The organism is Thermococcus camini (assembly GCF_904067545.1).
Taxonomy (GTDB): Archaea; Methanobacteriota_B; Thermococci; order Thermococcales; family Thermococcaceae; genus Thermococcus; species Thermococcus camini.
Genome location: NZ_LR881183.1, coordinates 884,373 through 905,081, shown reverse-complemented (window position 1 = coordinate 905,081; position 20,709 = coordinate 884,373). Strand labels below are relative to the sequence as shown.

At 52.8% G+C, this 20,709-nt stretch carries 26 protein-coding genes; 13 read left to right on the top strand and 13 right to left on the bottom strand.

The genetic code is table 11. The features are described from left to right. Positions 1–7 precede the first annotated feature (7 nt). The 4 genes from TIRI35C_RS04895 to TIRI35C_RS04880 all read right to left on the bottom strand — a co-directional run bounded on the left by TIRI35C_RS04895 (position 8) and on the right by TIRI35C_RS04880 (position 2,945). Positions 8–481 carry a hypothetical protein gene (locus TIRI35C_RS04895; protein ID WP_188201963.1) on the bottom strand — a complete coding sequence of 158 codons (474 nt, stop codon included), beginning with the start codon at positions 479–481 and terminating at the stop codon, positions 8–10. Between the two features lie 4 nt (positions 482–485). After that, positions 486–1,763 carry a hypothetical protein gene (locus tag TIRI35C_RS04890; RefSeq protein ID WP_188201962.1) on the bottom strand — a complete coding sequence of 426 codons (1,278 nt, stop codon included), beginning with the start codon at positions 1,761–1,763 and terminating at the stop codon, positions 486–488. Between the two features lie 161 nt (positions 1,764–1,924). After that, positions 1,925–2,707, bottom strand: a complete 783-nt coding sequence (gene surE / locus TIRI35C_RS04885; RefSeq protein WP_188201961.1) for a 5'/3'-nucleotidase SurE — start codon at positions 2,705–2,707, stop codon at positions 1,925–1,927. A 22-nt stretch (positions 2,708–2,729) separates the two neighbouring features. Next, positions 2,730–2,945 carry a hypothetical protein gene (locus tag TIRI35C_RS04880; RefSeq protein ID WP_188201960.1) on the bottom strand — a complete coding sequence of 72 codons (216 nt, stop codon included), beginning with the start codon at positions 2,943–2,945 and terminating at the stop codon, positions 2,730–2,732. 90 nt (positions 2,946–3,035) lie between these two features. Between TIRI35C_RS04880 and TIRI35C_RS04875 the strand changes: the two genes are divergently transcribed. The 11 genes from TIRI35C_RS04875 (at position 3,036) to TIRI35C_RS04825 (ending at position 10,722) form a co-directional block, all read left to right on the top strand. Further along, positions 3,036–4,010, top strand: a complete 975-nt coding sequence (locus TIRI35C_RS04875) for an archaeosine biosynthesis radical SAM protein RaSEA (protein ID WP_188201959.1) — start codon at positions 3,036–3,038, stop codon at positions 4,008–4,010. A gap of 150 nt (positions 4,011–4,160) precedes the next feature. Then, positions 4,161–4,433, top strand: coding sequence for a 2-oxoglutarate ferredoxin oxidoreductase subunit delta (locus TIRI35C_RS04870; protein ID WP_188203036.1), 273 nt, complete (start codon positions 4,161–4,163; stop codon positions 4,431–4,433). Positions 4,434–4,436: 3 nt separating this feature from the next. After that, a complete protein-coding gene (locus TIRI35C_RS04865; RefSeq protein WP_188201958.1) occupies positions 4,437–5,627 on the top strand; it encodes a 2-oxoacid:acceptor oxidoreductase subunit alpha in 1,191 nt (396 codons plus the stop codon). Beyond that, positions 5,627–6,490 carry a 2-oxoacid:ferredoxin oxidoreductase subunit beta gene (locus tag TIRI35C_RS04860; RefSeq protein WP_188201957.1) on the top strand — a complete coding sequence of 288 codons (864 nt, stop codon included), beginning with the start codon at positions 5,627–5,629 and terminating at the stop codon, positions 6,488–6,490. The genes TIRI35C_RS04865 and TIRI35C_RS04860 overlap by 1 nt, the downstream gene beginning before the upstream one ends. Then, positions 6,483–6,758: a nucleotidyltransferase family protein gene (locus TIRI35C_RS04855; protein WP_188201956.1), complete on the top strand. Its 276-nt coding sequence runs from the start codon at positions 6,483–6,485 to the stop codon at positions 6,756–6,758. The genes TIRI35C_RS04860 and TIRI35C_RS04855 overlap by 8 nt, the downstream gene beginning before the upstream one ends. Continuing rightward, positions 6,755–7,135 carry a HEPN domain-containing protein gene (locus tag TIRI35C_RS04850; protein ID WP_188201955.1) on the top strand — a complete coding sequence of 127 codons (381 nt, stop codon included), beginning with the start codon at positions 6,755–6,757 and terminating at the stop codon, positions 7,133–7,135. Before TIRI35C_RS04855 ends, TIRI35C_RS04850 begins: the two co-directional genes overlap by 4 nt. A gap of 3 nt (positions 7,136–7,138) precedes the next feature. Then, positions 7,139–7,651, top strand: coding sequence for a 2-oxoacid:ferredoxin oxidoreductase subunit gamma (locus TIRI35C_RS04845; protein WP_188201954.1), 513 nt, complete (start codon positions 7,139–7,141; stop codon positions 7,649–7,651). Then, on the top strand, positions 7,648–8,796 hold the full coding sequence (locus TIRI35C_RS04840; RefSeq protein ID WP_188201953.1) for a 2-oxoacid:acceptor oxidoreductase subunit alpha: 1,149 nt from the start codon (positions 7,648–7,650) through the stop codon (positions 8,794–8,796). Before TIRI35C_RS04845 ends, TIRI35C_RS04840 begins: the two co-directional genes overlap by 4 nt. Then, positions 8,797–9,642 carry a 2-oxoacid:ferredoxin oxidoreductase subunit beta gene (locus tag TIRI35C_RS04835; RefSeq protein ID WP_188201952.1) on the top strand — a complete coding sequence of 282 codons (846 nt, stop codon included), beginning with the start codon at positions 8,797–8,799 and terminating at the stop codon, positions 9,640–9,642. It begins immediately after the preceding gene. Beyond that, a complete protein-coding gene (locus tag TIRI35C_RS04830; protein WP_188201951.1) occupies positions 9,639–10,199 on the top strand; it encodes a 2-oxoacid:ferredoxin oxidoreductase subunit gamma in 561 nt (186 codons plus the stop codon). The genes TIRI35C_RS04835 and TIRI35C_RS04830 overlap by 4 nt, the downstream gene beginning before the upstream one ends. 49 nt (positions 10,200–10,248) lie before the next feature. Further along, on the top strand, positions 10,249–10,722 hold the full coding sequence (locus tag TIRI35C_RS04825) for a DUF192 domain-containing protein (RefSeq protein ID WP_188201950.1): 474 nt from the start codon (positions 10,249–10,251) through the stop codon (positions 10,720–10,722). A 116-nt stretch (positions 10,723–10,838) separates the two neighbouring features. Here TIRI35C_RS04825 and TIRI35C_RS04820 read toward each other — a convergent pair whose 3' ends face one another. The 4 genes from TIRI35C_RS04820 to TIRI35C_RS04805 all read right to left on the bottom strand — a co-directional run bounded on the left by TIRI35C_RS04820 (position 10,839) and on the right by TIRI35C_RS04805 (position 13,415). Then, positions 10,839–12,143 carry an RNA-guided endonuclease InsQ/TnpB family protein gene (locus TIRI35C_RS04820; RefSeq protein WP_188201949.1) on the bottom strand — a complete coding sequence of 435 codons (1,305 nt, stop codon included), beginning with the start codon at positions 12,141–12,143 and terminating at the stop codon, positions 10,839–10,841. Positions 12,144–12,377: 234 nt separating this feature from the next. After that, entirely contained in the window at positions 12,378–12,851 is a 474-nt protein-coding gene (locus TIRI35C_RS04815) for a PIN domain-containing protein (protein ID WP_188201948.1), read from the bottom strand. After that, positions 12,848–13,030 carry a hypothetical protein gene (locus TIRI35C_RS04810; protein WP_167891997.1) on the bottom strand — a complete coding sequence of 61 codons (183 nt, stop codon included), beginning with the start codon at positions 13,028–13,030 and terminating at the stop codon, positions 12,848–12,850. Before TIRI35C_RS04810 ends, TIRI35C_RS04815 begins: the two co-directional genes overlap by 4 nt. Positions 13,031–13,067: 37 nt before the next feature. Then, positions 13,068–13,415, bottom strand: coding sequence for a 6-pyruvoyl trahydropterin synthase family protein (locus TIRI35C_RS04805; protein ID WP_188203035.1), 348 nt, complete (start codon positions 13,413–13,415; stop codon positions 13,068–13,070). A 160-nt stretch (positions 13,416–13,575) separates the two neighbouring features. On the opposite strand from TIRI35C_RS04805, the gene metG reads away from it, so the two are divergent. Beyond that, positions 13,576–15,804, top strand: a complete 2,229-nt coding sequence (metG, locus tag TIRI35C_RS04800) for a methionine--tRNA ligase (RefSeq protein ID WP_188201947.1) — start codon at positions 13,576–13,578, stop codon at positions 15,802–15,804. Positions 15,805–16,064: 260 nt separating this feature from the next. On the opposite strand, the gene TIRI35C_RS04795 is transcribed toward metG, so the two are convergent. From TIRI35C_RS04795 to TIRI35C_RS04780, 4 genes are all read right to left on the bottom strand, one after another. Continuing rightward, entirely contained in the window at positions 16,065–16,901 is an 837-nt protein-coding gene (locus TIRI35C_RS04795) for a helix-turn-helix transcriptional regulator (RefSeq protein WP_188201946.1), read from the bottom strand. Between the two features lie 33 nt (positions 16,902–16,934). Then, positions 16,935–18,149 carry a coiled-coil domain-containing protein gene (locus TIRI35C_RS04790; RefSeq protein WP_188203034.1) on the bottom strand — a complete coding sequence of 405 codons (1,215 nt, stop codon included), beginning with the start codon at positions 18,147–18,149 and terminating at the stop codon, positions 16,935–16,937. A 61-nt stretch (positions 18,150–18,210) separates the two neighbouring features. Next, the gene (locus tag TIRI35C_RS04785; protein ID WP_188201945.1) at positions 18,211–18,492 is read right to left on the bottom strand and encodes a hypothetical protein; all 282 of its coding nucleotides are present in this window, start codon (positions 18,490–18,492) and stop codon (positions 18,211–18,213) included. A 67-nt stretch (positions 18,493–18,559) separates the two neighbouring features. Next, entirely contained in the window at positions 18,560–19,291 is a 732-nt protein-coding gene (locus TIRI35C_RS04780) for a sulfite exporter TauE/SafE family protein (RefSeq protein ID WP_188201944.1), read from the bottom strand. A gap of 45 nt (positions 19,292–19,336) precedes the next feature. Here TIRI35C_RS04780 and TIRI35C_RS04775 point away from each other — a divergent pair, with 45 nt between their 5' ends. Next, a complete protein-coding gene (locus tag TIRI35C_RS04775; protein ID WP_246454684.1) occupies positions 19,337–19,897 on the top strand; it encodes a hypothetical protein in 561 nt (186 codons plus the stop codon). Here the strand turns inward: TIRI35C_RS04775 and TIRI35C_RS04770 are convergent. Then, positions 19,839–20,603, bottom strand: a complete 765-nt coding sequence (locus TIRI35C_RS04770; protein WP_188201943.1) for a sulfite exporter TauE/SafE family protein — start codon at positions 20,601–20,603, stop codon at positions 19,839–19,841. The genes TIRI35C_RS04775 and TIRI35C_RS04770 overlap by 59 nt on opposite strands. Positions 20,604–20,709: the final 106 nt, after the last annotated feature.

Below are 20,709 nucleotides of genomic sequence, written 5' to 3'. Positions count from 1 at the left end.
GGTATCTCTAGCACGCACCGTAGAATTGAGCAGATATTACGAATATAACCACCAGCCCCGGTAAAAATCCTCCAAAGGCGAGAATTGCCCTATCCCCAATGTCTTTCCCTAGGGTGATTCCACTGCTCAAGGAAACGAGCATGATTAGAATAGAATTGATGGAGGGGTCAAGCATGAAAACCGGTGCTATGGTCGCAGCCAATAGTGAAAACAACATGGAAAGGCCAAGATTTCTAAGTGATGACTCCCTGTGGAAAATATATGAAACCAGGAGCACGAGCGCAGGAAGAAGAACCAGAACAATGAAGATCGGAGAAGGAGAGTACTTCGTCCAACAGACGTAGGGCCTCCCGGCGGGGCCAGTCCAGTTCTCGAACCAGACCATTCCGCCTTTAATATAGTATCCTACAGGAATTTTGAAGGGAAGTATTAATTCCCACACAAAAGCAAAAAAAGGAATGAGGATTCTTGGGAGTTTCATGGGATCACCTCTTTTCAGGGATTATTTTTACAAGGTGAGTATGCGAGCCCCAGTTGCCCCATGCAAGATAGTGCTCATACATATCCCAACCGCTGTGAATGACCAGATAATCCACTGTGTTAGAATTCCCCACGTACCCTGTTATAACCACACTATGGTCTCCGTAAGGCCCTTGTCCATCCGTTGCGCTTCCGCCATTGTGAAGTTGAAGGAGGATAGGACGGTTGTTGTCAACTTCATTAATTACATCATCTGCCTCTATATAACCAAACCAAGAGCACAATCCTAATGTGCAAGTGGGTTGCGCATCATAGTTGTTTACAAGAGACCATGAAACTATCCCCTGATCCTTTAATCTCTGATATTCACTTGCAAAGGACTCAATGCCATCACACGCATCGGAACCGGGATATCCACACCACCAAGTCCATCCCTTCTTGTCTTTTGTATCAAACGTCCCCATGGTGTGGTGGAGGATGTCAACCAAAGACGTCATGTACTCCTTGTATTCCTGAGTGTAATAACCGTTTTCATAGATTTCTGGATGCTCATGGTATGCTATAATCTGTGCGGCAGCAATGGGAGTGCACCCATCCCATGCATCCCATGGATCTCCATCTGGCCCAACGTTCTTCGGATAACTCTTTGACAAATTTTTCGGGTCTCCAAAGTATGGATCCATCTCAGTCCATATTGGAACATTGGGTATAATTTTGGTGTATATGTCATCTGATAGAATCCCGATCGTAGGTTCACTTGCTGATGAAGTCTCAAGGGCTCTCCATATATTCGCCACATGTTTTGGAGAGAATGAGAGTTTGACAGTTTTGGGGACTGAAGAAACCTTTCCGTAAACGTTCATGGCCTTTCCATTCCCCAACTCTACGCTGTAGCTCAATGCACCGTAATAAAGTAGTCTGTGTTTCCCTACTGAGAATCCTCTGACTCTAGCCATGCCGACTCTTTTCAGCCTCTTACTTGGCGTTTCACCTTTGCTGAACTCAAGAACCGGGGGCATATACCTCTGAGCCGCCACGAGTATGAATCCATCGGGCTTACCGTTCACCAGCACGGTGAACTCGTAGGCGCTCTTGGTTCCGTTGGGGAAGTAATACACCACAGGCTGAGAAAGTTTCGAGTTCTTCCAGTCTTCAAAGTTCGGAACGTTTGAAGACGCCCACTGAAGGTGCCTCTGGGCAACGAGCATTGCTTCCTCTGGCGTTACAAAGCCGTCGTGGCCCTTTGGGGGAACCAAACTCAAAGCTCCCGCGAAGCTACTCAAAACCAAAACCGCAAAAAAACACCAACATACGGGTACTCAGCCGGTACATTATGGACCACCATAAGTCGTATAGTAAAACATCTTAAAAAGTTTTTTGATCACTTATTCTAAAAGGACAATTACTCTTCTGTTTTTCAGAAATAAAGAGCACATCCATGCATCTATGTATTGCCAAAAAGGACGTTTCTGAGTTCTTCAAAATCCACCTTCGCCGTCATGTCAATGTTCACCGGCGTGACGCTCACCTTTCTCTCCACCTTCAGCGCATAGGAATCCGTTCCCGGCTCGAAGTCCCGAACAAGTTTGCCCACGATCCAGTAGTAGGGGTTGCCCTTGGGGTCTATGCGCTCTTCAACCGTTGGGCAGTAGCGCTTCCTCGCGAGTCTCGTTATTGCTATTTCTGTCTCAGGCGTTGCATCGCCCGGCACGTTCACGTTGAGCATGTCCACACCCTTTGGCAGGCCTTTCTCAAGAACCGCCCTGGCTATCCTCCCCAGAAAACGGGACGCAACGGAAAAGTCTATTCCTTCACCTTCCCCAAGCGTTCTCTTCCACTCCACTTCGAGGCTTATAGCTATACTTGGAATCCCATGGGTGGAGGCTTCTATGGCGGCCGAGGCTGTTCCAGAAACCGTTATCTCCGTGCTGAGGTTCTCGCCGAGGTTTATCCCGCTAACTGCCAGGTCAAAGTTCCCGAAGCGCGCTATTGAGAACACAACGCAGTCTGTCGGCGTTCCATCTATGCCGTAGGCCACCTTCGCGCCTGGAATGTGGAAGCGCTTGGCCCTTATTGGCCTGTGGAGAGTCATTGCCCTTCCGCTCGCGCTCCTCTGGAAGAGAGGTGCAACCACATACACCTCGCCGAGCTCGCTCAGGGCCTTCACCGCCGCGCGCAGGCCGTTGGAGTAGATGCCGTCGTCGTTGATGAGGAGGATTTTGACCATTCAACCACCTTCTGGAGAATAGTCAGGTGCCCTCAAAAGAGTTTTTCCAATCCAAGAAAGGCCCATCATACATTTCCGCCTCCAGCTTCTGCCAGGATTTGGAGGTTTTCATTATTCCCTTAGCCCTTCTCAGTGCTTCTTCCTTGACAATCTTGCCCAAAAGAAGGGCGAGTTGAATCTCAAGCCAAAGGGGATCGTCAGTCTTGTGACGGGCTATGATTTTCTCAACGTCCTCCATTTTCTCACCATTAAAACCCTCGGTGCCGATCAATTTAAAACTTCCCTCACCTTTAAAAACCCTAACTCCCAGCGAGGCTTAGGTGAGAGAATGACATACTGGACGAGCGAGGACAATGTCGCCGGCAGACCCGGAACGGCACTTTTCATAATCCTTCCGACCATCGGCTGCTACCGCTTCAGGATCAACCAGGCCTGTTACATGTGCGCCTACCCCACCGCGGCACCTAGGGTCAGGTGGAGCCAGGACGCCATAGTGGACTACGTTAAGGAGGCCCTTAAAAAAATCGAAGGCAAGAATGGTCCTTTCGCGGTGAGAATGTTCACCTCCGGCTCTTTCCTCGACAACGGTGAGCTGAAGCCCGAAACCCGGAGGAGAATCTTCGAGCTTTTAGCTGGGATGGAAAACGTCGAGGAAATCGTGGTAGAGAGCAGGAGCGAACTCGTGAGATACGAGGCCGTTAAGGAGCTGGCAGAGATCGTCCCGGATAAGCACTTCGAAGTTGCCATAGGTCTTGAAACGGCCAACGACGATATAGCCGATGTCTCAATCAACAAGGGGAACACCTTCGAGGACTTCGTTAAAGCGGCCGAGATTACACACGAAGCCGGGGCAAAGGTCAAAACATACCTCCTGCTGAAGCCGATTTTCCTGAGCGAACGCGACGGCATAGAGGACGCGAAGGAGAGCATAATCAAAGCCGAGCCCTACACCGACACCTTCTCGATAAACATCACCGATATCCAGAAGGGGACCCTCTACGAGAGACTCTGGGAGAAGAATGAGTATCGCCCGCCCTGGCTCTGGAGCGCGGTTGAAGTCCTAATATGGGCGAAGAAGCGCTTCCCCAACAAGAGAATCCTGAGCGACCCGGTGGGAGCTGGCTCGAAGCGCGGGCCACATAACTGCCTCACGGACTACGACCGGACCATAGGAAGGGCAATAAAGAAGTTCTCGGCAACGCAGGATTTAACCCACATCGAGAACCTCAAGCTGGAGTGCCGCGAGAGGTGGGGGTATATAGTTGAGAACGGCCTCCTCGACTGGCAGCTGCTGACGTGGTGAATGTATTTCGTTTTTGAAAGAGTTTTCATACCCTCTTTTCGTTATACTTATAACGCCCCCCGTGATTCTTTGATGCCCATTTATGGGCACCCACGAAAGCTTTAAATGTTGACAAACGTAAAAGGGCTTAGCAAATCGTGGGTGATGCTTATGGCAGCTGTCGAAGGGAAAACCTTTGTCGTGAAGGAGAACTACCTCGTTACCGGCAAGGCGGAAGGTGTTGTTGAAATCGACGTCGACACTTTTCTCTGCAAGGGCTGCGGTGTTTGCGTTGAAATGTGCCCGAGAAAAGTGTTTGAGTGGAGCAAGGAGCTCAGCGAAAAGGGTGTCCACTACCCGGTCCCCGTCAATGCGGAAAAGTGCGTCAAGTGCAAGCTCTGCGAGCTCCTCTGCCCGGACTTCGCGATAGCGGTAAGGTGGTGACTCATGATCATCCGTGGTGACGAGCCTGAGCAAGTCAGGCTCCTTAGAAAGCTCTACAAACCCGGCAACTACTTCATGCAAGGCAACGAGGCATTAGCTTACGGCGCTCTCTTCGCAGGCTGCCGTTTCTACGCGGGTTATCCGATAACCCCCTCCAGCGAGATAGCCGAAACCATGGCTCGAGAACTGCCAAAGCTCGGTGGCTACTACCTCCAGATGGAGGACGAGATTGGAAGCATAGCGGCTATGATAGGCGCCTCCTGGACGGGCTTCAAGGTCATGACAGCAACAGCTGGCCCCGGGTTCAGCCTTATGCAGGAGAACCTTGGTTATGCAGTAATGACCGAGACCCCGCTCGTCCTTGTCGATGTTCAGAGGAGCGGCCCATCAACCGGACAGGCGACCAAGGGAGCGCAGGGCGACTTCTTCCAGGCCAGGTGGGGAACGCACGGGGACCACCCAATCGTTGCCGTTTCTCCGACGAGCGGACAGGACGCCTTCTGGGAGACGATAAGGGCATTTAACATCGCCGAGAAGCTGAGAACCCCCGTTGTGGTGCTCTTCGATGGCGTTTTAGCTCACACAAGGGAGCAGATAAAGATTCCGGACGTTTCTGAGGTTGAGATAACCTATCGCAAGCTTCCGGAGAACGAGGAAGAGGCTAAGCTCCCCTTCGGCGACCCTCACGGTGACGGCGTTCCTCCGATGCCGCTCTTCGGCCACGGCTACTTCACCCACGTCACCGGTTCGACCCACAAGGAAACCGGCCTGAGGGACGTTTACACGCCAGAGGTTCACGATAAACTCGTGAGGAGAATCCACCGCAAGATCGAGAAGAACCGCGAGGTTTACGAAAGCTATGATGAGCACTTCACAGAAGATGCGGAAATCCTCATAGTCGGCTGGGGTGTTACCGCGAGACCAGCCCTCGGAGCGGTTCTTAAGGCAAGAGAAGAGGGAATAAAGGTCGGCCTCTTCGTGCCGAAGACAGTCCACCCGTTCCCGGGAGAGAAAATGAGGGAACTCGGAAAGCGCGTTAGAGCGATTTTGGTTCCAGAGATGAACCTCGGGCAGATGATAATAGAGGTCGAGCGCTACGTCAACGACGACGTTCTCCTCAAAGGTGTGAACAAAATCGGCGGTGTTCCATTGACTGTTGAGGAAATCCTCCGCGAGATAAGGGGTGTTGCCTGATGGCGAAGAAGATATACTCCACCTACCCGATGGTCAAGTATCTCCGCAAGGAGGCCTTACCAACGGCCCTCTGTCCCGGCTGCGGCGGTGGAACGGTCCTCAACGCCTTTGCAAATGCGATAGACCAGCTCAAGCTTGACCCAAAGGATTTAGTAGTCGTCAGCGGAATAGGCTGCTCCGCCTGGATAGCCTCGCCGTACTTCCTTGCCGATACCCTCCACACCACCCATGGAAGGGCGATAGCCTTTGCCACCGGCGTCAAGGTCGGTTTGCCGGACAAGAAGGTCGTCGTCATAAGCGGCGACGGTGATTTAGCCAGCATAGGCGGAAATCACCTCCTGCATGCGGCAAGAAGAAACATCGACATAACCGTGATACTCGTGAACAACTTCATCTACGGAATGACGGGCGGGCAGGTGGCCCCAACGACACCTTTCGGCGCTAAAACAACCACCAGTCCGTACAGGAACATAGAGCACCCGCTCCAGATTTCCGAGACCGTCGCTTCTGCAGGGGCGAGCTACGTGGCAAGGTGGACAACTGCCCACGTTTACCAGCTCATCGAGAGCATAAAGAAGGCCCTAACTGTTAAGGGCTTCTCGCTCGTTGAGGTCATCTCCCAGTGTCCAGTCCAGTACGGAAGGAGGAACAGGATGAAGGAGCCGGCAGAGATGCTCAGGTGGTTCCTCAAGAACTCGGTCCCGGTCAGCAAAGCTAAGAACATGAGCCCGGAGGAGCTTGAGGGCAAGTTCGTCATAGGGGAGATAGTCAACAGGGAGAGGCCGGAGTTCACCACGGAGCTTAACAAGCTCATAGACGAGGTTCAGGAGCACTTCGGCCTTAAGGGTGAGGGGGATGTTTGAGGTAATTGGCAGAAAAATCAGGGAAGCCTTCGGTGAGAGGGTAAAGGAAGTGATAATCTTCGGCTCAAGGGCGAGGGGAGACTGGAATGAGGAGAGCGACCTTGACGTTATGGTAGTTCTTGATAGGGTCAATCCAGAGGACTGGGACATCGTTGGAAAGCTCAGCGCAGAGCTAACCATTGAACTTGGAGTTTCGGTTATGATAGTGCCTCACTCAAGAAGGGACAGCATCTACATGAGCGCACTGAAGGAGGGGGTCGCAGTATGAAAGAGATAGACGCCCTGATCAGAAAAGCCGAGGAGCGGCTTAAAGCTTCAGAAGAGCTGATTTCAAACGGTCACTACGGGTTTGCCGTATCGAGTGCCTATTACTCGATGTTCTACTGTGCCAGGGCACTGCTTCTCTCAAAGGGGATTGCTCCAAAAAGCCACGCCGGTGTCCACGCCCAGCTTGGGAAGGAGTTCGTTAAAAGCGGAGAGATGCCGGCGAGACTTTTTACCGCCTACTCAAAGGCCCTGAACATGAGGCACACAGCGGATTACGATGTGTTCGTTGAATACACCGAAAAAGAGGCCAGTGACGTCTTAAAGTCCGCACGTGAGTTTTTGGAGTTCACAAAGAAATACCTCGACTTGGGGGTGTGACGTATGCAGGTTAGGTTTGCAGGCATAGGAGGCCAGGGCGTTGTTCTAGCCGGTGTCATACTCGGCGAGGCCGCCGCCATAGAGGGGCTGAACGTCGTCCAGACCCAGGACTACAGCTCCGCAAGCAGGGGCGGCCACTCCATAGCGGACGTAATAATATCCAGGGAGCCGATTTACGACGTCATAGTCACCGAGGCGGACGTTCTCGTCGCACTCGCCCAGCTCGGCTACGACACGGTGAAGGACGAGCTGAGAAAGGATGGACTGCTGATTATAGACACCGACCTGGTTAAGCCCGATAGGGACTACATCGGTGCCCCATTCACGCGCCTGGCTGAGGAGAACACAGGTCTGGCACTCACTGTCAACATGGTGGCTTTAGGTTACTTCGTGGCGAAAACCGGCGTTGTGAAGAAGGAAAGCGTCGAGGAGGCCATAAGGAGGAGGGTTCCCAGGGGAACGGAGGAGATAAACATCAAAGCCTTCAGGGTTGGCTATGAGGAGGGATGCAGATGAGGTACCCTTTCCCTGTTGGTAAGAGCGACTTCATTCAGGGCGACGAGGCCATAGCGAGGGCCGCTATTTTAGCCGGCTGTCGCTTCTACGCTGGCTATCCGATAACGCCCGCAAGCGAGATATTCGAGGCGATGGCGCTCTACATGCCCCTCGTTGATGGGGTAAGCATACAGATGGAAGACGAGCTGGCCAGCATGGCGGCGATAATAGGCGCCTCCTGGGCCGGGGCGAAGGCCATGACTGCAACTAGCGGGCCAGGGTTCAGCCTCATGCAGGAGAACCTCGGCTACGCGATAATGACTGAAACCCCGGTCGTTGTCGTGGACGTCCAGCGCGGCGGTCCGTCGACGGGCCAGCCAACTTTGGCGGCGCAGGGCGACATAATGCAGGCCATTTGGGGAACTCACGGCGACCATTCGCTCATAGTCCTCAGTCCCTCAACCGTCCAGGAGGCCTTTGACCTGACGATAAGGGCCTTCAATCTGGCCGAGAAGTACAGGACTCCGGTCGTTCTTCTCACCGACGCCGAGATAGCCCACATGCGCGAGAGAGTTTACATTCCCCTGCCTGGGGAAATCGAGCTGGTCGAGAGGAAGCTCCCCGCCAACGAGGAGGAGGCGAAGTTCCCGTTCGGTGACATACACGGTGACGGCGTGCCGCCGATGCCGATATTCGGAAGGGGGTACAGAACCTACGTTACAGGTTTGACGCACGACGAGCGCGGAAGGCCCAAGACGGTAGATGCAGAGGTTCACGAGAAGCTCATACGAAGAATAATCGAAAAGCTGGAGCGCAACAAGATGGACATCATAACCTACGACGCCTTTGAGCTCGATGATGCCGAGGTGGCGATAATAAGCACCGGCATCGTTTCCCGCTCGGCGGTAAGGGCCGTCAAGATTCTCCGCGAGAGGGGCGTTAAAGCCGGTCTGCTGAAGCTCAACACGATATGGCCCTTTGACTTCGAGATGATTGAGGAGCTTGCCGAGCAGGTGAAGAGGATATACGTCCCGGAGATGAACCTCGGACAGCTCTACCACCTCGTCAAGGAAGGGGCGAACGGGAAAGCTGAGGTCGAGCTGATAGCGAAGATAGGCGGCGAGGTTCACACTCCGATGGAGATAGTCGAGAGGGTGGTGGGCTGAATGTACCTGAAATCCGCTTACGATATTCGCGACAAGTACCTGAGAAAGGACATGCTCCCCACGATATTCTGCCCGGGCTGTGGAATAGGCTCAGCTTTACAGTACACGCTCCGAGCGATAGATGACTTAAAGCTGAACCCGGACGAGATAGTCTGGGTCAGCGGAATCGGCTGTTCCTCCCGCGTTCCGGGATTCGTCAACTTCGACGGCCTGCACACGACCCACGGAAGGGCTTTAGCGTTTGCCACCGGCATAAAGCTCGCCAATCCGGACCTCAAGATAATCGCCTTCATGGGCGACGGAGATGCCGCAGCCATCGGTGGGAATCACTTCATTCACGCCATCAGGAGAAACCTTGACGTTACGGTGATACTCATCAACAACTTCACCTATGGAATGACAGGTGGACAGGTAGCGCCAACAGCTCTGAAGGGTCTGCGCGGAACCACAGCGCCGTACGGCCAGTTCGAGAACCCCTTCGACATAGCTGACTTGGCAGTCTCTGCCGGAGCCAACTACGTGGCGAGATGGAGTGTCTTCAACTACCTCCAGGGAATCAACAGTATAAAGAAGGCTCTCCAGAAGGAGGGCTTCACACTCGTCGAGTTCCTCTCGCCGTGCCCGATAAGCTTCGGAAGGAGGAACAGGATGAAGACCGCTCCGGAACTTCTCCGCTGGTACCAGAAGATAACCGTCCCGCTCGCGAAGGCCAAGAAAATGTCTCCAGAGGAGCTCGAGGGCAAGATCGTCATAGGTGAATTCGCCGACAGGGACAGGCCCGGTCTCGTGAGGGAGTACGAAGCCTACAAGAAGCGTGCCAAGAAGATGATGGGGTGGGAGGAATGAGGAAGGAGATACTCTTCAGCGGCTTCGGCGGTCAGGGAGTTATCCTCGCCAGTGTCATCCTTGGCAGGGCAGCGGCCGTTTACGAGAACCTCTACGCCGTCCAGACGCAGGCCTACGGGCCGGAATCGAGGGGCGGGGCGAGCAAGGCAGAGGTAGTCATCAGCGACGAGCCCATAGACTACCCCAAGACCCTCAATCCTGACTGCGCCGTCTTTTTCTCCCAGGAGGCCTACAACAAGTACCTCCACACCGTCAGGAAGGGTGCCAGGATAATAGTCGAGGAGGAGCTCATTCCACACAGGGACATCGAGTTTGAGAAGGGGCTTGAGGTGGTCTCGCTACCGCTCACGGAGATAGCCGAGGAAACCACCGGTTTAAGCCTCACGATGAACATTCTCACCCTCGGAATCCTGACGGCATGGACCGGCGTCGTGAGCAGGGAGGCCATAGAGAAGGCCGTTTTGGACGCTGTGCCGAAGGGAACGGAGGAGATAAACCTGAGGGCATTGAGGAAGGGCTTCGAACTTGGGGAGAAGGCCAAGTCAGGTGAACTTTGACATTTTATTTTCCCAAAAACTTATCAACCCGCGCCCCTCATTTCTTACCATGCTCATCAACGAGACCAAGGAGCGAATATGGCATGGGCCTGTCAAGTTGGCGGACAGCTTCTTTAAGCGCTTTAGAGGATTAATGCTGGTTAGAAACATCAACTACGCTCTGGTCTTCGTTCTTCCCGCCGAGACGAAGGCTAACGCTTCTATTCACATGTTCTTCATGCTGAGCGATATCGACGTCATCTGGCTCGATTCAGCGAGACGGGTGGTTGATTTCAAAACCGCCCGGAAATGGCGGCTTTACTCTCCAAAAGATCCGGCCAAGTACATAATAGAAGGGCCCCTGGGACTGATAAAAACGCTCGACGTTGAGAGGGGCGATTTGATAAGCTGGTCTCCGAGCGAGGAGAAGGAAAGGACCGTGCCGGTGAAGGTGTCGCTGCCTGATGGCCTCTCCTTCGAGAAAGGAACCAACGGAATGGCGCTCACAGAGAGCGTGAGGGAAGTTAAGGCGAAGGGGAACTAAATTAGTGTTTCAAGCTTCTTTTTCAGCTGTGGAATATTATCATTGGGGGTTCGCCATACCACCCGGTGCTGACCTCCTCCCCGCCCTGAAGGGCGGGGGTTTCACTGGAGAACCCCCTAACCTAAAGGTGGGGAGGTTTGAGGAGTTCTCATCAGGGCAACCCTTGAAAAGGGTTCTTCGAACCCCTCTGGCCCGGTCTTGAGCCAGTTACCCCTACCCGCCAGAGCAGGCAGGCTCGGGGTTATAGCTTTAACCTTCCTCAAAATATTAAAAGCTCCCACAAGGTCAGCATTCATAACAACGCCCTCTCTGTGGCACTTAAACAAACCCCTAAAAATCCGCCCGTCAGAGTGGCGTTGGCCGCAGAGGGGACAAGTTTTTGAAGTGAAAGCCTCATCAACGACTTCAACAACAATACCATACTCCTCGGCCACTTCTTTGAGTCTCTTAATGACATAATTAAACCGCCACACGTGAGAGAGAATGAAATTCTGTTTCTTTCCCTTCTCAGAGTTTCTGGCGATACCCTTGGGATAACCGACGACAATCTTAGAAACTCCCAAATCATAAAGCCTTCTGACAGCCCCTCTTACTGCCGTGTTAATGTAATGCTTCGCCCGAAGTTTCGCCTTCTCGTGCATTCTCTTAAGCTTCCTGCTCGTTTTCGCCCCACTCTTATTGAGTTTGGACTGGTAATCTGCTATTTTTCTTTGCCAGTAGAATGCTATTGACTTCAATGGCCTCCCATTCACGAGGAAGCTTTCCCCGTTCTCCACATAAACGGTCATCAAATTGTTCACTCCCAAGTCAATCCCCGCGGAAAGGCTTCCTTTTGGCGTTCTCGGGAGTGCAACCCATTCCTCGCCCTCAAGTTTCTCCTCAACTTTGGAGAAGCTGATGTGAGCGTACCACTTCCGCTTTACCGGGTCGTAAGTTATTTCCAACCTCCCCTGCTTTCCCTTGAGGTAAATTCTCCCCTTGAACTGGATTTTGAGTATTCCGAACTTACCAAGTCTCCTCAATTCAATAACGTTTCCCTTAATCCGATACTGGTCGTTCCTTAATGGAATTGCAAAGATTTTTCTGCCGTTCTCTTCCCTAACGAATTTGGGCGGTCTTGGCTTGAACCATTCTGGAAGTTCTTCCTTCTTTTTCTTCTTGTTGAGGGAAAAGAAACTCCTCCAGCTTCCAGCGTTCTTTCTGGCCAACTGTTGAACTGTTGAGCCACCAATCCAGTTTTTGAACTCGTGGTATGCTTCCTTTTCCGTCCCGTTAAAGTCGATTTTGCCGAATTCCCTGAATTGCTTGAGCCTTCGGTAGTTGAGCTTGTTCCAAATTACTGCTGAAGCGTAAGCTAACTCAAAGAGGATTTTCTCCTGCGCCTTTGATGGTTGAAGTTTAACCGTTACTGAACGCTTCATTTCAAAGTATGGTATGGGTTTTATGCTTTAAAAAAGTGTTGCTTTCCTGCTCAAGAGCCAAATTCTCGAACACTGTACCCCGCCCTAAAGGGCGAGGCTTGCAAAAGAAAAAAGTCAACTCCGAAATATGCATGTATGAAAGGTACGGATGACTGCAAAATGTGTCTTCTCATCCCATTTGAACTCTTCGAATTCCACATTCTCAGTAAACCCTTCTATTAGAGATATTGCCTCCTACTCTTCCCAGAATCCCTTCGGAACGAGCTTGATGATGTCCTTTACCGCTCCAAAGTCCTCATCGAGGGCGGCAAGCTTGTCACAGTTGTATTCCAAGGCCGTGGCGAGAATTCTGGCGTCGTGGGGAAGGAGGGAGTAATCATGAACGAACGTGGCAACGGTCAGCCAGTCCCGGGAGTCAGAAACCAGTAAAATATCTTTTGCGTCAATAAGTGCTAAGATGTCCGATATGACATCAGAAGCGCGTCTCCTGAACTCTGCGTCGTTCCTGAGAAGCTCCTTAACTTTCCAGATTGACCTTGCGTTGTACTCCTTCTCACCAAGCTTCCTGATGAGTGCATAAAATAACTCATCAACGACGGTGTCTGAAGTTAGTTTCCCCTCTCGAGACTCAAGAACATCAACGGCGTATTCGGTAAGGCTGGTTTCGATAAGGTAGTTGTAGAGAACGCTTGAGTCTATAAAAATCACCGCTCGTACACCTCAAGCCTATACCTTTTGAACTCCTCAGCGCTCCCCTTCCCAAACATTCCGGGTCTGACTTCCTTTTTTTTCACCTCGATAAGCTTCTTAAGTTCAAGAGCCTCCTTGAAAAGATGAGAATACAGCTTTAACATCCGTTCTGAAGTAACCTCGGACATTCCGTTCACCATTGCTAACTTCCACATTGGGGGATAAAAATGTTTCTCAGAACTCAAACTCCACCCCGTTCTCCTCGCCCTCCCAGAGGACTATCCTCTGGAGCCTTATGCCACTGGGAAGCCTCTTTTCAATCTCCTCCGCTATCCACAGGGCGACGTTCTCGGTCGTTGGGTTCTCGAAGAGAACATTTAAGTTTCTGTGGTCAAGCTTCCCGATGATTTCGTTCACGATTCTCCTCAGCTCGAGAAAGTCCATCACGTAGCCCCTCTTAAGCTCTCCTTCGACCGCCACTTCAAGCCTGAACGTATGTCCGTGTATCTCTTCAGGCTTTCCGTTGATTACAACGGCATGGGCCGCCTCGAATTTGAAGCGCTCGATGATTCTGGCTTTCATGATGCTCACCACCGGTCGTGGATGCCATCCAAACTAAAACCTTTGGTCCGTGGATATGCATAACTCAACATATTTTGGCCATTTAAAAATAACCTACCGTAATGTTTTTAACGCGAAGTCCTTATAAGGCCCTAAACCCATTGCCGGGACGGTGGTTAAAATGGTCAGGTACATGGTAACATCTGCACTCCCTTACGCTAACGGGCCGATTCACGCGGGACACCTGGCAGGAGCGTATTTACCAGCGGACATTTTCGTTCGCTACCTGAGGCTCAAGGGAGATGAAGTGCTCTTCGTCTGTGGAACCGATGAACATGGGACTCCGATAACATTCCGTGCTCTCAAAGAGGGAAGAAGTGCCAGGGAAATCGTCGATGAGTTCCACGAACACATAAAGACGACCTTCGAGAGGGCAAAGATAAGCTTCGACTACTTTGGCAGAACCGAGCTTCCGGTTCACTATAGAATCAGCCAGGAGTTCTTTTTAAAAGCACTAGAAAACGGTCACCTGGTCAAGAAAGTCACGAAACAGGCCTACTGCGAGCACGACAAGATGTTCCTGCCTGACAGGTACGTCATAGGCACCTGCCCCTACTGCGGTGCCGAGAACCAGAGGGGAGACCAGTGTGAGGTCTGCGGGCACCCACTTACGCCGGAGATACTCATTAACCCGCGGTGCAACATCTGCGGTAATCCAATAACCTTCAAGGACTCAGCCCATTACTACATAAGGATGAAGGACTTCGAAGAGAAGCTTAAGGCCTGGGTCGAAAGCCAGGAACACTGGAAGCCAAACGTCAGGAACACTGTCCTCGGCTGGATAAAGGAGGGCCTTGAGGAGAGGGCCATAACGCGCGACCTCGACTGGGGTATTCCGGTCCCCCTCGACGATGAGGACGTTAAGGGAAAGGTGCTCTACGTCTGGTTTGAGGCGCCTATAGGCTACATCTCGATCACCATCGAGCACCTGAAGAAGCTCAGCAGAGAAAACGAGTGGAAGAAGTTTTGGCTCAACCTCGACGGCCAAACTAAGGTAATCCACTTCATCGGCAAGGACAACGTGCCCTTCCACGCGATATTCTGGCCCGCCTTCCTCCTCGCGTATGGCAAATACAGGGACGGGGAAGTCGAGGCCGAGTGGCTTCTGCCGTACGACATCCCTGCAAATGAATACCTCAACCTTGAGGGCAAGAAGTTCTCCACCAGCAGGAACTGGGCGATATGGGTCCATGAGTTCCTCGATGCGTTTCCAGCAGATTACCTCCGCTACTACCTCACCGCGATAATGCCCGAAACTCGCGATAGCGACTTCAGCTTTGCAGATTTCAAGAGCAAGATAAACGAAGAACTGGTAAACAACCTCGGAAACTTCGTCCACAGGGCGATGACCTTCGCCAACCGCTACTTCAACGGAACCGTGCCGGAGAGAGGCGAGCTCGATGAGCTCGACAGGCAGGCCTTCGAGGAGATTGAGAGGGCCTTTAAGGAGACCGGAAAGCTGATAGCCCAGTACAAGTTCAAGGACGCGTTGAAGAGGGTCATGGAGCTGGCAATCTTCGGCAACCGCTACTTCGACTACCAGAAGCCGTGGAAGACCGCCAAAACCGACCGCGTGAGGACGGCCACTACGGTAAACATCTCCCTCCAGATAGTCAAGGCCCTCGGGATCCTCCTTGAGCCGTTCCTTCCAGATGCGGGCGAGAGGATATGGCACCTCCTCAACCTTGAGGAGCTCAAGCGCTGGGAGTTCACCGAGATTCCGGCCGGGCACCGCGTTAGAAAGGCCACCCCGATGTTCAAGAAGGTGAGCGATGAGGACATAATTTACTTCATCGTGAACTACATAGCCAGGGGCAATCCGGAGAGCGCGAGACTGCTCCTCAACAAATACTACAAGCGGGACGATGTCGTGAAAGTGGCTTTAGAGCGCTTCAAGAGTGAGGAGGAAGCGAGGGCAATCCTTAAGAGCATCTACGGTGATGAGCTGGAGGCCAAAGCCGAAAAGGCCGGAAAGGCCTCGAAGAAGGGGAAAGTGAAGAAAAAGGAGAAAGGTGGTGAAAGCGTGGAGTACATAAGCTTTGATGACTTTGCCAAGCTCGACCTGAGGGTCGGAAAGATAATCGAGGTCAAGGACCACCCCAACGCCGACAGGCTCTACGTGGTCAAGGTTGACCTTGGCGACGAGGTCAGGCAGCTCGTTGCTGGGCTTAAGAAGTACTACAAGCCGGAAGAGCTGCTCAACCACTACGTCGTCATCATAGCGAACCTCGAACCCAAGAAGCTTCGCGGTGTGGAAAGCCAGGGAATGCTCTTAGCGGCTGACGACGGCGAGAACGTGGCTCTGCTGATGCCGGACAAAGAGGTAAAGCTCGGCTCAAGGATAATGTGATTCTTTCTTCTCCCCTTTTCGTGTTGATGGTGCATGTTTGAAAGGCTTCTCAAAACAGGGTTTAGGTTTGAGGAGGACAAGATGTTCATTGAATACCCCACTGGGCTTTAATGCCAACTTTACGACTCATAAAAAAGTTATAATCCACGTATTATACCATGTCAATAACTTTCGTTAATCACGCCCCAAGGCCTTAGAGGATTTCACCCCCGTCAGGAACGAAGATTGAAATTAAAAGGAAGTCCCAAACAAAGACCCGTCTAAAGCCTCAGCTCCACCCAGTTTTCCTTCCTGCCCTTAAGAACCTTCACCAGACCCTTCCTCTCAAGGCGCTTGAACATCCTCCATGCGGTGGTTTTGGGCAGGCCTATCGCTTCCCTGACCTCAGCCTGGCTGGCCTTTCCGCCCCTATCGAAGAGGTAGAGCAGCGCACGCCTCTCCTCCTCGTTGAGGTCGAGGTTCCCAAGCCTGGCCTGGAACTCCTCACGGCTTGGCATTGAGCTCTGACCCTTTTTCTTTCTCCATAGGGCGTAGGCAGAGCCCCCGACTACCGCGAGGCCTCCCAGGACTGGCAGATACTCCGAGCTCCCCGCTCCACCCTCGCTGCCGGCTCCTCTTCCGCTGAGCGTGTAGGAAACGCTCTGGTTTCCGGGGGGCATGGTTATCGAGTTCCCCGCTATCTCAAGGGGTATGTCGCTCAGGTCAACCACTATGGCGTTTGCAGGCAGCACAACTGTGAAGGAATCGTTGGTCGCAATGTTAAGCGTCCACACCATGCCCTGCTTCACGGTCAGGTCGGGGGTGTAGTAGGAGACCTTGACTACTTCAGCGTTCCCGGAATAGATGAGAAGGCTTCCGTTCTCAAGCCTGAAGTTGAGGGGATTTCCGTTCCCGTCCTCGACGATAACGTTCTCGTAATGGTCTCCGAGGAGGGGGAGTTCAACCTGGGATGAATACTCCGAGGGTAGGATTTCATATTCAACCTTGGTGTAGCCGTCATTGTAAACCGTCAAAACCAGGGATGAAACGGTATAGGAACTAACCCTGGGCAAGAGGATGAGCGTTATCAGCATGAGGGCCGCAACTGTGAGTCTCATTTAAGCATCCCTCCCTAAGCTAAAAAGGAAAGGTCAGGAGTGCCTTAGAATGAACTCATCCACCCTGTGGAGCACCTCCAGCGCTATTGCAAAGTGTGCCCTGGCCTGGAGGGGCTTCTTCGCTTTTAGAAGCTCGACGCCTATCCTGAGCTCCTGGATAGCTACTTTCAGCTGGATCTCTGCCCGGGTGGTGTCGACCCCCCTGCTCTTGAGCTCGCGGAGCGCCTTTGCATCCTTCTGGATCCTGCCGTTCATCTCCATAAGGAAAGCGCGGACGTCCTTTAGCTTTTCATCGAGCTCCCTCTCGCGAACCTTCCTGAGTACGAACTCAACAGCCCTGTGGAACTCAATTATTGTTTCCCTGTTGTCTTTCATGACTGTGAGGGCGTCCTCCCACCTGCCCTCGTCCGCGAGGGCCTTGACCTGACTGTAAACCTCCGAAAAGGCATCGAGCCTCTCCCGGAGCTCCGTCACGTTGTAGCTGTTCTTCTCCCCGACCTCGATTGCCTTCTGAGCTATCTCCATTCCCTTCTCACCCTTGATCAGGAAGTCCTTGACGATCTTATCGGCGTTGGCATAGGCGAGCTCCTCGCGGACCTTTCTCAGCTCTCTGTCGAGAAGGGCCTTCTTCTCCTTGGCGACTTCATAGTCTGCCCTCGCCTTTTCGTAGTCTCCGGCCTTAAGGTCATCCAGTACAACTTTATAGGCATCCTTGGTCTCGTTGTAAAGTGCGGTGAGGTTGCTCACGTCTATCCCCTGGTTCTCCGCCAGCCTTATGGTCTTCTCAACGAACCTGAAGTACTCTCTGGCACGCTCGATTTCCAGTTTGATGCGTTCCCTTACATCCTGAGCCTTTTCTCTGCCTTCCTTAAGTGCCGAGAGGGCAACCTTGTAGTGGTGCATTGCTGTGAGGCTGTCGAGTATCGAGCTGTAGTAGTCGCCGGCCTCGTATTCACTCACCGCCTTTTCCCTGTAGTCCTCAGCGAGCTCGTAGTGGGTTAGTACAGTCGAGTTCTCGGGTAGCCTGTCCTTTATAGGCTCTATCTTATCTTCGGCGAACCTGCTCAGCCTCTGAAGCTGGTCAATCAGCTGACCCGCTATCACCATCTCCCTGGTGCTGTTGTCGAGGACTCCTGTGTAGCTCTCGGTGGCGTTGCTCGTGCCCTCGGCTTCCGCCAGTCCCAGAGGTATCACGCTTCCAACCAGCAATATTGCCAGGGCCAGTGCAAAGCCCTTCGTCCCCTTCATGGGCATCACCAATGAACGCTACGCCCCAAACCTATTTGAGGACTCCGACGAAACGAACGTTTCAGAGCGTTCCATTGGCTTCAAGCTCCCCCACACGAAGGGCTGTGACGCATATACCCTCAACTACGCTCGTAAAATACGGAATCTCGCCAAACTGGGCGTACAAACTCCCGTAGTTCGGGTGCCACGCATCGACCTGCTCGCGTCCCCTTGCGGTGATGATGTACACCACCCAGCCCTTTTCCTTGAGCATCTCAACGAGCTTCCACGCGTTCGTCATGTCGTTTTCATTCCTTATCTCGACTCCAAACTCCTCCTTTACCCTCTTGAAAAGCTCCCTCATTTCCTCACCCAGGGGATTTTGGGGGAGGACCTAATAAATCTTCGTAGAGGCATCTCCGGTGGAACCTTCACAGGAGCATTCTGATTGCAACGATCACGAGGATGGCGGAGAAAGCCCTCCTCAAGTGCCCGGGATGGAGACGGTGGACGAGAAGGGCACCGATTCTGGCCCCGATTATGAGGCCAGGAGCCAAGAGCAGTGCGGTGTGAAGGTCAACCTGTCCGAGGCGGTAGTGTCCGATTGAACCTGCCAGTGCTGTAAAGAAAAGGGCAAAGCTCGATGTTCCGACCGCGTAGCGCATTGGTATTCCAACGTAGGAGTGAAAGAGGGGCACGTTGAGAATCCCACCGCTGATTCCCAAGAGGCCCGAGGTAAGGCCAGAGAGGACGCCAACCAGGGACACGCGGGATGTTTTGAGTTCCCCCGGTTTCGAATGTGATGACGCATTCCCCCGCCACATCTGAAAAGCGAGGTAAAGGAGAATCCCAGAGAAGAGAACCTTAAGATAGTTCTCCGGCAGCAGGGAGGAGAGGTAAGCACCCAGAAGTGCCGCCGGGACAGAGAACGCCTCCTTAAGGAAGACGACCCGGTATAAAACCGCCTCCTTCCTGATGTGAGTTACCGCTGCCGAGAGGGAGCTGAGGACTATACAGGCTAGACTCGTCCCTATTGCAACGTGTACGGGAAGACCGAGGAAGACGAGGGCAGGGACTATGAGGAATCCCCCGCCGACCCCAAAGAGACCGGCTATTAGACCGATGCCGATGCCGAGGAGGAAATCGAGGAAGTAACCCAGCATGGGAACTCTTTTTAGGGATGGCATTAAAAATTCTCCGGTGGTTGTGTGAGGGCCGCAGAGCTCAGGTTCTGGCTCATGGTGACACTTGCCTTCGTCCTCACCCAGCCGGGTTCGATAGCCTTCGCCAACTGGGACGCTCCTTACGGCTTCTACAAGGATCTCTCGGTCTGGCTCAGCTCTTCTGCCGGAGGATTGCTTCTGGTGATTGCATACGGCCTGTACGAGTGGAAACGCGAAAAACTGGGTTGCGCAAACATTATTCTGGCTACCGTTATTGTGGTTTTAGCAACTATAATCGGTTATCGCGCTGAGCTTGCCCTCGGAGGCGAAATGGGCTACGGAAGCGGGAACATAGTGCTTTTTGTGATCGGAGGGCTCATTGGCTTTGTCCTGTCGATAATGCTCCTTCCCGTTTCTCTGCCCTACGCGCTCACCGGCGACCTCTACTACCCCTACGATCGTCCCCTAGCCGTTGCATGGGTGGTGATGATAATAATTGCCGCAATCCTGCTGGCTGCATACATAAAAGCAAGAAAAGAAGAGAAGCTCATGGAACCGGAAGGCCGAGGCCCTTCAGTATCATCCTCAGGGCAAGGAGGGCCATAACGACCGCGAAGGCCTTTTTCAGGGAAGACGCCCTCGTCCGCTTCGCTATCCTCGCGCCGAGCTGGGCGCCGATTATGAGCCCCGGAACGAGGAGGACCAGCCACTGGGTTTCAACGTTGCCCATGGCGTAGTGCTTGAGCGCTCCGGCGGTTGCGGTGAAGACTATCGCAAAGCTAGAAGTTGCTACCGCGTAGTGTATCGGCAGGCCGAGGTACGTCAGGAAAGGTACGTTGATTATGCCCCCTCCAACGCCGAGGAGACCGCTGGATATTCCCGCGAAGAAGCCACCGAATGGAACGAGCTTGTAGTTGACCTCAACTTCCTCAAGCCTAACCTCGCTCGGCTCGGCCGTCTTCTTCCGGTATATCCTGGCTGCAACAACGATTAAGGCAAGGCCAAATATGACTTTCAGCTGGCCGGCGCTTATAAAGGAAGTCATCCAAGCGCCGATGTACGCCCCGATTACAGCCGTTGAGGCCAGGAGAAGGCCGGCCTTATAATGTATTCTTCTCTGCCGGTGGTAGGCTATCGCCGAGCTGAGGGATGTGAAGACGACGGCCGCGCTGGAAGTTCCGACGGCGTGGTGTATCTCAACGCCGAGGAAGTTGAGCGTGGGGACTATCAGAAAACCCCCTCCAAGGCCGAATAACGCTGCCAAAATACCGATAAAGACTCCAACTGCGAAGTAGCCGATGTATTTTAGCAAGGAATCACCTCCAGAGCCCTTTCTTCGAAAGCGCTCGCGGAAAGCTTTTTATACAACCGTGATTTCTCATGAGATGGGGCCTTCCCCCACCTGTAACCTTTCCATT

Coding starts and splice junctions, on each gene's coding strand:
- TIRI35C_RS04895 (WP_188201963.1), bottom strand. CDS start 481: ATGAAACTCCCAAGAATCCTCATTCCTTTTTTTGCTTTTGTGTGGGAA.
- surE (WP_188201961.1), bottom strand. CDS start 2,707: ATGGTCAAAATCCTCCTCATCAACGACGACGGCATCTACTCCAACGGC.
- TIRI35C_RS04880 (WP_188201960.1), bottom strand. CDS start 2,945: ATGGAGGACGTTGAGAAAATCATAGCCCGTCACAAGACTGACGATCCC.
- TIRI35C_RS04875 (WP_188201959.1), top strand. CDS start 3,036: ATGACATACTGGACGAGCGAGGACAATGTCGCCGGCAGACCCGGAACG.
- TIRI35C_RS04870 (WP_188203036.1), top strand. CDS start 4,161: ATGGCAGCTGTCGAAGGGAAAACCTTTGTCGTGAAGGAGAACTACCTC.
- TIRI35C_RS04865 (WP_188201958.1), top strand. CDS start 4,437: ATGATCATCCGTGGTGACGAGCCTGAGCAAGTCAGGCTCCTTAGAAAG.
- TIRI35C_RS04860 (WP_188201957.1), top strand. CDS start 5,627: ATGGCGAAGAAGATATACTCCACCTACCCGATGGTCAAGTATCTCCGC.
- TIRI35C_RS04855 (WP_188201956.1), top strand. CDS start 6,483: ATGTTTGAGGTAATTGGCAGAAAAATCAGGGAAGCCTTCGGTGAGAGG.
- TIRI35C_RS04850 (WP_188201955.1), top strand. CDS start 6,755: ATGAAAGAGATAGACGCCCTGATCAGAAAAGCCGAGGAGCGGCTTAAA.
- TIRI35C_RS04845 (WP_188201954.1), top strand. CDS start 7,139: ATGCAGGTTAGGTTTGCAGGCATAGGAGGCCAGGGCGTTGTTCTAGCC.
- TIRI35C_RS04840 (WP_188201953.1), top strand. CDS start 7,648: ATGAGGTACCCTTTCCCTGTTGGTAAGAGCGACTTCATTCAGGGCGAC.
- TIRI35C_RS04835 (WP_188201952.1), top strand. CDS start 8,797: ATGTACCTGAAATCCGCTTACGATATTCGCGACAAGTACCTGAGAAAG.
- TIRI35C_RS04830 (WP_188201951.1), top strand. CDS start 9,639: ATGAGGAAGGAGATACTCTTCAGCGGCTTCGGCGGTCAGGGAGTTATC.
- TIRI35C_RS04825 (WP_188201950.1), top strand. CDS start 10,249: ATGCTCATCAACGAGACCAAGGAGCGAATATGGCATGGGCCTGTCAAG.
- TIRI35C_RS04820 (WP_188201949.1), bottom strand. CDS start 12,143: ATGAAGCGTTCAGTAACGGTTAAACTTCAACCATCAAAGGCGCAGGAG.
- TIRI35C_RS04805 (WP_188203035.1), bottom strand. CDS start 13,415: ATGAAAGCCAGAATCATCGAGCGCTTCAAATTCGAGGCGGCCCATGCC.
- metG (WP_188201947.1), top strand. CDS start 13,576: ATGGTCAGGTACATGGTAACATCTGCACTCCCTTACGCTAACGGGCCG.
- TIRI35C_RS04795 (WP_188201946.1), bottom strand. CDS start 16,901: ATGAGACTCACAGTTGCGGCCCTCATGCTGATAACGCTCATCCTCTTG.
- TIRI35C_RS04790 (WP_188203034.1), bottom strand. CDS start 18,149: ATGAAGGGGACGAAGGGCTTTGCACTGGCCCTGGCAATATTGCTGGTT.
- TIRI35C_RS04785 (WP_188201945.1), bottom strand. CDS start 18,492: ATGAGGGAGCTTTTCAAGAGGGTAAAGGAGGAGTTTGGAGTCGAGATA.
- TIRI35C_RS04780 (WP_188201944.1), bottom strand. CDS start 19,291: ATGCTGGGTTACTTCCTCGATTTCCTCCTCGGCATCGGCATCGGTCTA.